3 protein-coding genes are annotated in these 14,083 nt (G+C 53.3%); all 3 read right to left on the bottom strand.

Translation table 11 applies throughout. The annotated features are described in order from the left end of the window. Window positions 1–33 precede the first annotated feature (33 nt). From EDM21_RS03595 to EDM21_RS03585, 3 genes are read right to left on the bottom strand one after another with little or no spacing between them, the layout of a single operon-like run. Window positions 34–2,331 (bottom strand): type I polyketide synthase, encoded by a 2,298-nt coding sequence (locus EDM21_RS03595; RefSeq protein ID WP_166541811.1) that lies wholly within the window; start codon window positions 2,329–2,331, stop codon window positions 34–36. Between the two features lie 10 nt (window positions 2,332–2,341). Then, window positions 2,342–7,063, bottom strand: coding sequence for a type I polyketide synthase (locus EDM21_RS03590; RefSeq protein ID WP_166541810.1), 4,722 nt, complete (start codon window positions 7,061–7,063; stop codon window positions 2,342–2,344). Further along, entirely contained in the window at window positions 7,056–14,081 is a 7,026-nt protein-coding gene (locus EDM21_RS03585) for a non-ribosomal peptide synthetase (protein WP_157333001.1), read from the bottom strand. The genes EDM21_RS03590 and EDM21_RS03585 overlap by 8 nt, the downstream gene beginning before the upstream one ends. Window positions 14,082–14,083: the final 2 nt, after the last annotated feature.

The following is a 14,083-nucleotide window of genomic DNA, read 5'->3' as shown; positions in this document are numbered from 1 at the left end:
TGTCTTCACACCATTCATCAAATAACATCATTTTTACACGGCATCTATTTTCAGACTATCCGTATAAAGGGCAAGTTCCTTGATGGTCGGATACCGGTTTACACTTTCAAAATCCAAGTTTATTCCACATTTATCTAATTCTACCTCTAATTCTAGCGAAAGGATTGAGTTTCCTCCCAATTCAAAAAAATTATCTTCTATGTGGATCGTATCCAGTTCAAGAAGCCGGCCCCATACCCCCGCAATCGTTTTCTCGGTTTCCGTGTATGCTTCTCCCTGTAATTTACCGGTAAGCGCAACGGCTTTGAGATGTTGAGGCTGAACCGGATGATCGGCAAGCGGTGATTCATAGGCAGCGGGCGGAGATTCGCTTCCCTGTACCCAGAACCGGTGCCGCTCAAGAGGATAAACAGGTACACTAACCTTTCTTCCTTTACGGTACAAACCGCCATACACAAAATTCCAATCCACATCCGCTCCGCTTACATAATGACGGGCTATTTCATCCAGTATTCCGCTCTCAGCCGATTTGTCTTCATCTTGGAGCCGGCGGACTAACTCATTGGCTCTTCTGCTCAGCCGATCTTTCTCTGCTTTATTCAAATCTCCTGTTTCCTTCAAGGTGCGGTTTTCGGTTACAAGCTTATGGTAGCCGAAGAACAGCCTGGATTGACCGGGCTTTTCCAGACGGCTTTCTATGTTTGTGTCATACTCGGCAAGTAAATCGATAAGCTCATCATTATCCCGGACAACCAGCGCAATCCGGTAAGGATGGTGGTCTTTGCAGACCGCCAGGGTATAGCAGATATCGCTCACGTGCAGCTCCTTCTCCCGTAGGAATCGCGAATAATTGCGAAGGGATGCTTGAAGACTGGTCATGCTTTTGGCGGATAAAGTAAACAGGTGCCGCGTCGCGCGAACACCGGTGCTGTCACTCAGCGCAGCGGGTGGCGCTTCTTCCAGAACCATGTGAGAATTCGTCCCGCTAAAACCAAAGCAGGAGATTCCCGCCCTCCGGGGGTTCTCCTGCTTTGGCCAGGGTGTCAGCTTGTCATTGATATACACCGGGGTATCCGCAAACGGAATATACGGATTCGGTTCCCGGAAGTTGAGACTAGCCGGGATTTGTTTATGCTTGAGCGCGAGCACCACCTTGAGCAGAGAGGCAATCCCCGAAGCGGATACCAGGTGTCCGATATTGGGTTTTAGAGATCCGATTCCGCAAAATTGTTTGCGATTCGTGAATTTGCTCATCGCCCGCGAGATGGCTTTGATCTCCAGAGGATCACCCAGCACGGTGCCTGTGCCGTGAGCCTCAATGTATCCGAGTGTATCCGGCGAAATACCCGCCTGGTTCCATGCCGCCAGCAGTACGTCATGCTGCGCGTCAGGGCTCGGCGCGGTAATGCCGTTGGTTTGGCCGTCATTGTTCATAGAGCTGCCTTTAATGACCGCATGAATATGGTCACCGTCCAGAAGAGCCTGTTTCAGCGGCTTAAGCAGCACCGCTCCCATTCCTTCGCCCCAGACGGTGCCGTCCGCATAGCGGTCGAAGGCGCGTACATCCGCGCTTTCGGTTTCCACCGTCTGCATAGAGCTCATTTGGAGCGGCAGCAATCGCAAATATACTCCGCCCGCTATCGCCATCTGGCATTCCTTGCCGATCAGCGATTGACACGCCAAATGAACGGCGGATAACCCTGAGGAACATGCGGTATCCACGACAAGTGCAGGCCCGCGCAAATTGAGCGCGTATGAAATTCTGCTGGCCAGGATCGACGTATAAGAACCGGTAAGAGCAAAGGGAGCTTCTTCCGGCAACATTTGTTTATAGGTCTGCCCGAATGCATGATCATTGCCGACGAACACGCCGGTTGCGGACCCGTGAATGTTGTGCGCGCTATAACCGGCTTCCTCGATGCATTCCCAGGCGGTCTCCAGATAAAGCCGCTGGAGCGGGTCCATCGCTTTCGCTTCGCTGGGAGAAATCCGGAAGAATGAGGCGTCAAACTTATCGACTTCTTCCAGAAAGCCGCCCAATCCGTACACGTTGTCAGGCTCACCCATCCTGGTGATGTAGGGATCGGTATCTTTGCGGCGTCCAGACGGAAAAGGACCGATGGATTTCACTCCATCGTGCAGGTTATTCCAGAATTGTTCCAGATTACCGGCACCGGGAAATTTCCCGGACATGCCGATGATCGCTATTTGATGGTCCGGTGCTTCTTTGGCGGCTGTACCCTGCCCTGCTAATAAGACTGCGGCTTCCTGCGGCGTTATTTTTTTATCAGCAACCAGTTTGAGGACGATTTGCTGTTTCTGTGTCTGCAACTCCATCACCCTATCCTTTCGAAAGCACGCTCAGCAAATATTCCGCTTCATTCATGGAAATTTCCCCGGACGCCAACCTCTCCATAATTTGCTCCACGCCCGGCTCGGCTTGCGCTGCAGGTTCCTCGGGCTCAACTTGCTTCTGATTAACCGCAGCGTCAGCAGAACGATCCATTCTCTCTTCGAGAACAGCGGACATCTGCTCTATGGTCGGGTAGCCGAATATATCGGTAATATCCATAAGACCCGGGAATTCTTTATCTATTTCCTTCAACAGCAAAGAAGCCATGATCGAGTCTCCCCCGATATCGCTAAACTGATCGTGCAGGTCAATATCGGGTATGCCCAGCGTTCTGCTCCACGCCCCGCTGACCTTCGCCTCAATCGAGCTTCTTGCCGCTGTATCTGTTGAAACAGCCCCGGACGGCTGACTATTGTTACTCTCCGGCAACGGCTCCGTTTGACGGAGGAAATCATTATCGATTCGCCCCGCAATGACATGCCGGACGTTCTTGGCGGTAATTGCCGCGAACATCTCAATCGCCTCCGCGGTTGTTACCGGAAATAAGATGTTCCGCTGATTGTGCACACCGTACTCGACAGCCATTCCCGTTTCTTTCCAGGCAGGCCAATTGATCGTAACGGTTCTACCCGCTGCACGCGCGCGGTAGGCCGCGTAAGCGTCCAGATACGTGTTGGCTGCCGTATAGTCGCCCTGGCCCAGCCCTCCGGTTAATGCTGTGACCGAAGAGAACATGATGAAGAAATCGGGACGATCGCCTCTTGTCAGATGATCCAGGTTCCACGTTCCGTAGATCTTCGGCCCGATAACCTGCCCGAACGCTTCAGGTTTCCTGAGCACCATCATGCCGTCTCCCGCTACCCCGGCGCTGTGTACAATGCCATGGATGGCTCCATGCTGCTCGCGGATGACATCCAGGACCCCGGCCAGCGCCTCTTCATCCGCCACATCTGCCCGGTAGCAGGACACCCTGCTGCCTGCCGCTTCAATCTCCATGATCGACCGTATCCGGGCAGCCGTCTTCGTGTCGCCCCGGCTGCCCAGCCACTCGTTCCACTCCTGCCTGTCCGGTATCTCGCTCCGGTTGATCAGGCATAGCTGCACCTGAGTCTGCGCTGCCAGGTAACGGCCGATTTCCAAGCCGATTCCGCCTGTTCCGCCCGTAATGATATAGACACCACCGGCTCGTATTGGAATAGGATCTTCCTCAGCCGCGCCCAGATCCAGCGCCTGGAACTGCTGGCGGTAGCGGATGCCGCCGCGGTATCCGACAACCGGTTCAGTGGCGGCGGCAGACAGTTCTTTCAGAAGAGCTGACACCGGGGTCTGCTCATCCAGATCAATGCAGCGGCAGCTGACGCTGCCCGTTTCCTGCTCCACGACTTTGGCTAGCCCGATCAGTGACGCGCTGCCCGGGTTAAGCGCCTGTTCGGCTCCGCTTATCTCGTATGCGCACGAAGTAACAACAACGCATTCCAGCGGTTCGCGCATGGATGCGCGGTGCATCGCCCGTACCAGGTAGAACAGGCTGCTTGTTCCTTTGGCCTGATTCAGCCTCAGATCCGCTGCCGTTTCGGCGCCGCTGTCTCCCATCGTAAGCAGATGCACGATGCGGCCGATACGCCTGCCCTTCAGCGCGCGAAATAACGCAATGTAATCGGCTTCGGAGCCGCTGATGAGATACTTCGAATCTCCGCTTGCTTCAAAACCTTCACTCCACCGGGCTTCGACCACATCGGCTGAGCCCGCCTGCAGTTCTCTGCACAAGGCTTCTGCCCGGTCATTGCCGTCATGCAGGACGAGGGTGCAGCCTGCAATGGGCTCGGCTGGCTGCGCTTCATCATAGCTTGCTTCCCATATGACTTCGTTGTAGGGCTGAACCGGAGGGGCCGTGCCGAACTCTGCATAGTCGGGCACTTTTTTTACCGTGTAGCCCTCGATATGCACCAGCAATTTCCCTTCACCGTTCATAAGAACAATCGAATACGTCTCTGTTTCCGAATGGCCTGAGCCCGCAATCCTGGTTATATAACTGTAAACTTCGCCGGCCGGGCATTCGTAGATATCCATCCGCTTATAGTAAAACGGCAGGTACCCGCCTGAAGATAAACGGTCGATCGCAATGTTAACCGCACAATCCATCAGCGACGGATGCAGCCCGTAGCAATATCTTTCATCCTCATAATCCTTCGGCAGTTGAAAGAATGCGAACAGCTCCTCAGAACCGCTGTAGAGCTCACGCAGCGTCCTCCAATGACCCCCTGTCTGAATAAAGTGGTTCTTGTTAGGAGACGAATCATCGATGGAGATAAGCGGATAATGTCCGATCAGATGCCCATAGCCGGCCTTTGTGGAATAGGCGGGAACCTCCCATGTAAACTTGCCCTCGGCATGTTTGGTCCACGCGCCGCTTTCCTCCTTGCTGACAACTACGAATTCATAGACACCGCTGTCCTGCCGGATCAGATGAAGCTGGGCTTCCCTGCTTTCGCCGGCTCCTACCGCAAGGGGCGCGAGGAACATGACGTCTTCCATACGGATGGGAGCCTCTTCTCTGATAAGTGAACTGGCGGCCCGGACCATTTCCAAATATGCCGTTCCCGGAAGCACATACAATGAGCCGACAACGTGCTCTCCGATTTCCCAGTGGCGGTCCGCTGAGAAATGCGTTACATAAACCGTCCGGTCGAACATGTCTATGGCGTAATCAAGCAAAGGATGATCCAGCTTTTTCTGGTAATCCTGTACCGGAGAAGGCGCAAGCCAGCACCTGCTTTTGTCAAAAGGATACGTCGGCAGATTCACTTTACGAGTGCGCGGACGGCTAAACAGGCGGCTCCAGTCTACATCTGCGCCGGCCACATACAGATCACAGATCCTCCTGAGCAGTTCCCGGCTGGGCTGGTCCTGCTCGCCAACCTGGCTTACGAAGGAATCGGCTTCCCGGCTCCGCTGCTTCCTGGTCTCTTCCGTAATCGTACCGGGCGAAGCTTTCTTCTTCTGGTTGACGACAACTTGATGCCGGCCGAAGTACACGTCATCTCCGGCAAGCGGCTCGTCTACAATCCCATGCAAACTTCTGAGTTTATCCAGCAGCGCTTCCTTGCTGTCTGCGACAATAGCCAGCCGGATGCCGTAATGGTCCCTACCAGCCGCGGCTGTCGCGCATATCTCAACCAAAGAAGCGCTCCCCGCTTTTTCCAGGTATTCCGTATAATCTTCCAGCAGTGCGTTTAAAGCGCTTATACTTTTAGCCGATACGGTGAATATTGCCGGTACCCCGGCAAAAGTCTCAGCGGATATGGAGCGTTCCGGACTTTCCTCCAGCACGATGTGGCAATTCGTCCCGCTTAATCCGAAGGAGCTTACTCCGCATCTGAGCGGGGACGCCTCCGATCTCCAGCCGCTTAAACGGTCCTGAACATAAACCGGCGACCGGTCGAAAGAGATTCTTCGATTCGGTCTTCTAAAGTGAAGACTGGGCGGCAGCTCTCTATGCTTAAGCGCCAGCACACACTTGATCAGCCCGGCAATACCGGCCGCATGATCCAGGTGGCCCAGATTCGTCTTAATCGATCCGACAGCGCAGAATTGTTTCCGCTCGGAATAGGTTTTAAAAGCCATCTCGATGCCTTCTATTTCAATCGGATCTCCTAATTTCGTACCTGTACCGTGAGCCTCGATATAACTGACGGTATCCGGCTCGATTTTGGCCGCAGCCCATGAACGCCGGATCACATCGGCCTGTGACTCGACATTAGGCGCCGTCATACCGATGGAAGCGCCGTCTTGGTTGATCGCACTTCCTTTAATGACGGCATGAATACAGTCTCCGTCGCTTAATGCCTTCTTCAGAGGCTTCAGCAGGATGACCGCAACTCCTTCTCCCATCCCCGTACCGCTTGAACTGTCATCGAACGACCTCGCCTTGCCATCAGAAGATTGAATCCCGACTTCTACTTCATCCTCATACCGAACAGGAAGCAGGTTAATTTTGATGCCTCCGGCAAGAGCCATCTCGCATTCTCCGTTTTTAATACCTTGGCAGGCGGTATGCACAGCAACCAAAGACGAAGAGCAGGCGGTATCGATCATCATGCTCGGGCCTTTCAGATCCAACAGGTAAGAGACACGGCCTGCAATAACCGACTTGATGTTGCCGGTAAGAGAGGCGCCAAGCATGGACGGCTCGATCTCCTGTACGAATTTCTTGTAGCTTTCTCCGAAATCCGAGCTATGCCCGACATACACCCCGGTACGGGTGCCTTTCATCAGGGGGATGGAATATCCGCTGTCTTCGATCGCTTGCCAGGCCGTCTGCAGGAACAGCCTCTGATTCGGGTCCATTAACCTCGCTTCATTCGGTGACATACCGAAAAAAGAGTAGTCGAAGTTGTCGATTTCATCGAGGTAGCTTCCGGACGAATATTGAATCGGTTGTTGCTTCGCATTCGTACCCAACAGCGTTTCAATGCTCTCTCTTCTCCCGTTCGGGTAATCGCTTACACAATCGATTCCTTCGCGGAGGTTGTGCCAGAATTCCTCTACTCCGTCTGCCTTAGGGAACTTTACGGACATGCCGATGATCGCAATTTCTCCGATCTGCTTATTTTCCCGTTGCTTGAGCATCTTAACGATCTGTACAGCCGCGTTTTTCTCGATTAAGCCCGACGCCGCATTCTCAATTACATACTCATAGACCTTATTCATCTTCAACCTCCATTTCATCTAAGCTGTCGAGAATATCCTGCAGATTCAGGCTGCCTCTCTCCATGCCTTCTATAAGGCCGGCTATAGCCGTGTCCGCTTCATTATTTGCCGCGGCGGATTCGGATTTCGGAGGCGGATTCCCTGAGGCATCCAAATAAGCTGCCATGGCGGCTATCGTATGATTTTTGAAAAGATCGATAATGGTGACTTTGCCCGGATAACGGTTCTCAATTAACGAATGAAGCTGGTTGACCAGCAAAGAGCTGCCGCCCAGTTCAAAGAAACTGTCATTGATTCCTATCTCTTCGATACCCAGCACCTGGGTCCAGGCTTGCGCCAAAAATTGTTCGGCCGTTGTAGCCGGCTCCACATAAGGGGTTTCGAGGGCGAGACGATCCGTAATGTCCAAGCTTGACAATGTTTTCCGGTCCACCTTGCCGTTAGCCGTAAGTGGAAGCTGATTCATGCCGATAAACAACGCGGGAATCATATAATCTGGCAGTTTACTTCTCAGCCGCGCCCTCAGCTCTTCGTGCCTGATTTCCTGCGGAGAAACATAGTAACAGACTAACCGCTGCGTTTCGTTCCAAGTCTGCACAACGGCTGCCGCTTCCTGAATTTCGTCCAAAGACAGGAGCAGGTTCTCGATCTCGCCCGGCTCAATTCTATATCCCCGGACTTTGAGCATATTGTCTGCACGGCCCATATATTGAATAAAGCCGTCGGCTGAATATTTGGCCCTGTCTCCCGTTCGGTACATCGTGTCTTTTCCGGCGCTGGCAATAAACGCTTGACGAGTCCGTTCTTCATCCTTCATGTAACCCTTCGTTACACTCATGCCGGATACATACAAATCTCCCTCGATACCGATATCGCATAAACGGCCGTAACGATCCAGAATCAGCATACGGTTATTCGCGACCGGCCGTCCAATCGGGATCCCTTCCGATAGGGCATGTTCCTCCTCAACCGTATAGCTTGTTACCCAGATGGTCGCCTCCGTCGGTCCGTACATATTCATGATTCTGGCTTTCCCAAAAGCATCTCGAACTTCGTGATACAGCTTCGTGCTCCAGGCTTCCCCGCCCAGCATAACCACTCGGGTCCCCTTGAAAAATCCCGAAAGATCATGTTGGCTTTGTGCCCGGTTAAGCAGCAGCTGAGACATCAGAGCAGGTACAGAGTGCCAAATCGTAATGTTATGGCGCTCCAGAAACGGATACAGCTGGTGTACATCCAGCAGCATCTCATTGGTTGCAAGATGCAAGCTTGCACCGCTCAGCAAGGCGCCGAAGATTTCAAAGACGGAGATATCGAAACTTATGGAGCTGACCAGCAGCATCCGGTCCTGAGACTTTATTTCAAGTTCTTTTATGCTCCATAGTAAATAATTAGCCGCGTTACGATGGGTGACCATAACGCCTTTGGGCTGTCCTGTCGAACCTGAGGTATACATAATGTACATCAACTGATCCGGAGAAATTTGGGCGCCTTCCTCTTGTACCGCTTGCCCGGTTTCATCCGGATTCAAGTAACGATAGCGCGAGTTCTTGTGCGGATCACTGCTTTCGTTCATCAGCAGGATCCTCTGAAGGCTGGAATGCGGCTCGCCAGGAGCTGCAAAAGTTTCGGCTAACCCCTCTTCCGTGATCAGAACCCGGGCCCCGCAATGGGAAATCACATACAGGACCCGTTCCGCCGGATAATTCGGATCAAGGGGCACATACGCTCCCCCCGCTTTGAGAATACCTATTATGGCAATGATCGCGTGGGCTCCACGATCAAGCAGAACGCCAACCGGATCCCCCCACTCCACCCCTTCTTCCCGAAGCCGCTCAGCCAGCCGATTAGACTTCATGTTGAGTTGTTGATAAGTGAGCTCCAAATCCCCGCTTCGGATGGCAATCGCATCAGGTGTGCGGCCGACCTGCATTTCAAATCGGGTATGAATGGGCAAATGGCTGACACAATCAGGATCCTCCGCCGAGAACTGCTCCAGCAGCTTATCCTCCTGCAGGGAGGTTAGCAGTCTTATCTCCTGAATCTCTTGAGTCCCTTGTCCGGCTGCTTGTTCCAGCATCCATAAGAACCGCTGAGATATACGTCGGATCGTTTCTTCCTTGAACAGGTCGCTGTTATATTCCAGCTTCACTTCAATTTCATCGCCGACATGGATAGCCAGAAAACTTAAATCGTACTGGCTCGAACCATCGTTATCCGGAAAAGCAACATCGTAGTACTGATACATGGTGTTAAAAATGGGATTGCGGCTTAAATCACGGGCCGGATTGAGCTCCGAAACCAGGGCTTCGAAAGGAAACTTCCCATTTCTGTAAGCGAGCAAACTCTTATCCCGGACCTCTGCCACAAGATCATCGAATGTCGAAAGGCGCTCAAAATCAATCCGGACACACAGCGTATTAATAAATAAACCGAAGATGTTTTCTTGCAGCTTATTCTCGCGTCCTGTCATAGGTATCCCTACGATGATCTGATCTTGAGAAGTTAATTTATGAAGCAGCAGGAAATAAGCGGACAACAGCGTCATATGCATGGTAGCCTGCAGAGAACGGGAGCGTTCTTTGAGCGCCGCAGCAATAGCGGCATCGATTCTGAACTTGATATAATTTCCGTTAAAAGTCTGAACAGCAGGTCTGGAGAAGTCGGCAGGAAGTTCCAGAACCGGCAGCGGACCCGCTAATTCTTGCCGCCAATACTCGCTCATCATCCGGCACTCGTGCCCATCGAGCCATTCCTGCTCCCGCTGTACACAATCGACATATCTGGCCTCCGGCCAGGCAATGCTGACCGGTTGTCCGCTCAGGTGACCGTCATAGACTTCAAGAAGCTGTTTGAAGAAAAGATCCATGCTCCATCCATCCGTAATAACGTGATGAATGTTCAGGAACAGACAATATTCCTCATCGGCCAGCTTGAATAGAACCACGTTCAACAGACGCTGCGAAAGATCAAAGGGATGCTTCTTCAAGGCCGCTATCCATGACTGCAGTTGTTCGTCCGGATCCGCAGCCTCATTCGTCAAATCATGAAATTCGGCTTCATAGTTCAGATGCGGCAGGATGATTTGACGCGGCTCGCCGTTTTCTTCGGTGAAAACGGTTCTCAAAGCCTCATGCTTTTGAATCAGGATGCTCAAAGCTTTATTTAAACCCTCACGCTGAATCGGCCGGTTAATAAAGATTTGGGAAGGCAGATTATAAGCCGTCATCTGCGGATTCATTTTTTGCAGGAACCAGATCCTGCGTTGTGCACTAGATAAAGGATACGAACCGGCCGCTTCCGGCTCCCTGCTTACCTGGTTGTCCTCATGCGGCACAGCCGTGCAGGCTCCCTTCGGGTTCGTGAAGGTTTGATCAATAAAACCAGACAAGCCGGATACGGACAAGTGTTCAAACAAATCGCCGATCGTAACGGGAATATTCCATTCATCCTGCAGCCGATTGGCAATTCGGATCGCTAGAATGGAATCGATTCCCTGTTCGTACAGCGTTTCTCCGATATGAATCTCGTCAAACCCGGCGACTTCCCCCCAGATTTGCCCTACCAAAAGCTCCGTTTCCGTATAGCTGCCATCTGATTTCCCTTTGAAATCCAGACGTTTGGTACGGATGCCGGGCTCCGCTTTCTGCTCCTCGGCATGATCAAGCTTGCCTGCAATCACGTGACGGACGTTCCTGTTCATAATTTCAGCGAACATCCCCATCGCTTCCGCCGTTGCGACAGGCTGTAAGATGCTTCGCTGATTGTGTACGCCATAGCGGACGGCCATTCCGGTTTCTTTCCAGGCCGGCCAGCTGATCGTCACCGTTTTGCCCGCCCTTTGCGCCCGGTAAGATGCATAAGCATCTAAATAAGCGTTGGCTGCGGTATAGTCTCCTTGGCCCAATCCCCCCGTTAACGCGGTTACGGAGGAGAACATGACGAAGAAATCAAGATGATCCCCTCTGGTCAGATGGTCCAGATGCCACGTCCCGTAGATCTTCGGCCCGATTACCCCGCTGAAGGCGGCCGGCTTCTTCAGCACCATCATGCCGTCTCCCGCCGTACCCGCGCTGTGCACGATACCGTGAATGGCGCCGTGCTCGCTCCGGATCTGATCCAGTACGCGTGCCAGCGCTTCTTCATCCGCTACATCCGCCCGGTAGCAGGTCACACCGCTGCCTGCGGCTTCGATCTCGCGTATCGACCGTATCCGCGCAGCCGTCTGTGTGTCCGCATGGCCGCTTACCCACTCGTCCCACAGCGGCTTGTCCGGCATCTCGCTCCGGTGGATCAGGCACAGCTGCACCCTATTCTGCTGTGCCAGGTAGCGGGCAATTTCCAGCCCGATCCCGCCTGTTCCGCCCGTAATAACGTAGATGCCGCTACTGCGGATCGGCATAGGTTCTTGCGCGGCCGCCCCCAGATCCAGTTCACGGAACTGCTGGCGGTAACGGACGCCGTCCCGGTACCCGACAACCGGATAGTCTGCCGCGGCCGCCAGCTCATTCAGCAAAGCGGACAGCGGTGTCCGCTCATCCATATCGATGCAGCGGCAGCTGACGTTCGACGCTTCTTGCTCCACGACTTTAGCCAGGGCGATCAGAGAGGCGCTGCCCGGGCTGAGCACCTGCTCCTCCCCGGTCATCTCGTAAGCGCACAAGGTGACGATGACACATTCCAGCGGATCGCGCACCGATGCACGGGACATCGCCCGCACCAGGTGAAACAGGCTGCTTGTTCCCTTGGCCTGATTCAGCCTCAGATCCGCCGAACTTTCCATGCCGCTCTCTCCAAGCGTGAGCAGATGGACAATGCGGCCGATCCGACGGTCACGCAGCGTTTCAAACAGCGATACGTAATCAGCCTCGGAGCCGCTGACCGTATACGTGGAGCCACCTGCGGCTTCATAACCTTCACCCCAGCGGACCTCCACCACGTCACCTGAGGTCGGCAGCTCCTGCAAGAAGGCTTCCGCAAGCTCATTTCCGTCATGCAGCACAATCGTGCAGCCCTCAACCGGCTGCGCTGCCTGTAATTCTTCCGGGCTGGCTTCCCAAACCATGCGATGATAGACGCTTGCTGGTTCGGCTGCGGACTGAAGAAGACTTGGCCCGCTTTCCCTGCCGGGGCTCCTGCTCATCCCCTTGTCCATTTCAACCCAATATCTGGTGGCCGCAAAAGGATACAGCGGCAGACGCACCTTCTGCTTCAGTCCGGAATGCATCCGCTCCCATAACACATCCGCTCCTGCAATGTACTGAGCGCACATTTCTTCAAGCGTCAGCTTCTCAGGCAGAAGAGGGGGCCTAGGCCAATCCGATTGGACAATTCCGTAATAGATCCCCTCTTCCGGCTCACTGCGCAAACCGCGATGCAACAGATTAACTACCTTTTCTTGGAGCGTTCCCACCGTATCCGCCAGCATCGCAGCCCTGTATTTGTAATGACCTCTGCCGATATTGGACATATAACAAATGTTCTCCAGCGAAACGCCGCCGCTTAAGCTCAGAACCTGATCATATTCTGCCAGCAAGGTTAGCAGAGCTTTCTCGTTTTTTGCCGTGACCGTAAAAATACCGGAGAATTCGGGCGAGGAGACTGCCGCATCCTCCTTAGCCGGGGGCGCTTCCTCCAGAACTACGTGGCAATTCGTTCCGCTCAATCCGAAGGAACTGATGCCGCAGCGTCTTGGAGCACCCTGGGAATCCCATGGGAGCAGCTTGTCATTCACATAAACGGCAGATTGCTCAAATCGAAATTTCCGGTTAGGCTGCCGGATATGCAGGGTTGGCGGGATATACCTGTGCTGTAGTGCCAGCACAGCCTTCACAATGCCGGCTAATCCGGCCACATGATCGAGATGACCGATATTCGATTTCACGGATCCGATCGCACAGAATTGTTTCTTATTCGTACTGGATCGGAACGCGTTCTCGATTCCCGACAATTCCAAGGAATCTCCCAATACCGTCCCGGTTCCATGCGCTTCTATATAGGAAATCGACTCCGGATCTATCTCCGCCTGCTTCCAAGCCTTCATCATCACCTCTTGTTGCGCAGCCGCGTTAGGCGCCGTAATTCCGATCGAGGCCCCATCCTGATTAATCGCGGAGCCTTTAACCACGGCAAGAATCTGGTCACCGTCTCTCTGAGCCGCCGACAAAGGCTTTAAGACGAGAGCCGCCACACCTTCTCCGAAAATGGTCCCCTTGGAGCTGTCATCGAATGATTTCGCTTTGCCGTCGGTTGACTCGATCCCGATCCCGCCCGTATCATCCAACGGTAAAAAATTAATTTTGACTCCGCCCGCAAGAGCCATCTCGCACTGATTTTCCCGCAGCGCCTGACAAGCGGTGTGGAACGCTACGAGCGAAGATGAACATGCCGTATCTATCAGCATACTTGGTCCTTTCAGATCCAGTATGTAGGCCAGCCGGCTCGCAATTATGGACTTCAGGTTGCCCGGCACGGAAACTCCGACAGCCGAAGGTTGTGCCTGACGGATAATACTTTTATACTCCAATCCGAAATCGGAGCTATAACCCAAATAAATGCCGATATTTTTGCCGCCAACACTGTTCTCGATATAGCCCGCATCTTCTAAAGCATGCCAGGCTGCCTGCAGAAATTCGCGCTGGTTCGGATCCATTAAAGCCGCTTCTGCCGGGGGAATCCGGAAAAAAGCAGCATCGAACTCTGCAATTTTATCCAGATACGACCCTTTTTTGAAAGAAACAGAGCCGGAGTCATCCTGCATCCACGGCAAGACGGCCTCCAGCTCTTCTTTCCGGCTAACCGGAAATTCTCCGACACAATCCTTGCCCGATTTCAGGTTCTCCCAGAATTGCCCGACATTCCGGGCAGCCGGCATACGGACAGACATCCCGATAATCGCGATGTCGTCCTTCTCCTTACGGCTTTCCTGATTCAGCAGGGAAATGATTTGCGCTCCGAGATTCCGGTCCAGTTTCTCTGCTAACACATTCTCGAAAACGAACTGATAGACTCGGTTCATCT

It is taken from the genome of Paenibacillus lutrae (assembly GCF_009757775.1).
Classification (GTDB): domain Bacteria; phylum Bacillota; class Bacilli; order Paenibacillales; family NBRC-103111; genus Paenibacillus_F; species Paenibacillus_F lutrae.
This window is presented reverse-complemented; position numbering and strand designations above follow the sequence as displayed.